Raw genomic sequence first — 1,196 nt, 5'->3', positions numbered from 1 at the left:
TCGCGGATCCGCAGGCGCGGATCGAGGGCTACGAGATCCTGGATCAGCACGAACGCACACTCGTACTGGAGAGCTGGAACGACACCGCAGCGCCCTTCGCGGAGACCACTGTCGTGGAACTGTTTGAGCGGCAAGTGGCGGCGACACCCGGCGCCGCCGCGGTGACCTTCTCCGACCGGAGCTGGACTTATCGAGAAATCAACACACGGGCGAACCGGCTGGCGCACTTCCTGATCAGCGCCGGGGTCGGCCCGGAAACCTTGGTGGCCGTGGCGCTGGAGCGCTCGGTCGAGTTGGTCGTCGCGTTGTTGGCGGTGCTCAAGGCCGGCGGCGGCTACCTTCCCATAGACCCGAACTATGCCGGTGCTCGCGCCGGGACGATTCTCGCCGACGCAGCCCCGCGGCTGATCCTGTCCGACACTGCCACCGTGGCCACGCTGCCCGACCATGACATACGGCAGGTGCTACTCGATGCAGATCTGGACCTCGACACTGCAGCCGAAGTCGGGGGTCACGCCGATCGCGATCCCGTCGACAGCGATCGGATCAGCCCGTTGAATCCCGGTCACGTGGCGTATGTGATGTATACCTCGGGGTCGACAGGTATTCCGAAGGGCGTCACCGTGAGCCACCGAAGTGTGGTGTCGTTGTTGGCCGCCACCGCCGACCGCGTGGGGTCGGACGATACGGATGTGTCGGTGTGGTGCCACTCGGAGGCGTTCGACTTCTCTGTGTGGGAGTTGTGGGGTGCGTTGGTACACGGGGGCCGCGTGGTGGTGGCGCCGTGGGATGTGGCGGCATCGCCGAACCGGTTGTGGGAGTTGCTGATCAGGGACAAGGTCACTGTTCTCGGCCAGACGCCGTCGGCGTTCTACGGTTTCGAGGAGGTCGAGCGGGAGGATCCTGCAGTGGGGGCCGGTTCGGTGCTGAGGACGGTAGTGCTCGGCGGTGAGGTGCTGGATCTCGCCAGGCTGCAGGGCTGGAATCTGGGCGAGGATTCCCTCCACCCACAGGTGAGGACGCTCAACGGGTACGGTCCGACGGAGACGACGGTCTTCGCCGCGATGTACTCGCTACCTGAATCCGAGGGTGGTCGTGATCGTGTAAGTGTGCCGATTGGCGAACCAGTGGGCGGTATGCGGGTGTTCGTGTTGGGTGCGGGGCTTGGGCCGGTTCCGGTGGGTGTGGTGGGGGAG

The 1,196-nt window shown here is 65.5% G+C and carries 1 protein-coding gene; it reads left to right on the top strand.

What is annotated here, in order from left to right:
* Nucleotides 1–1,196: AMP-binding protein (locus tag P3H15_RS53985; protein WP_276144821.1), on the top strand; the 1,196-nt coding region annotated here is incomplete at both ends.

Source organism: Rhodococcus sp. T2V (assembly GCF_029269925.1).
GTDB lineage: Bacteria > Actinomycetota > Actinomycetes > Mycobacteriales > Mycobacteriaceae > Rhodococcus_F > Rhodococcus_F koreensis.
Note: the sequence above shows the minus strand (reverse complement) of the source record. Positions and strands in the feature narration are given on the sequence as shown.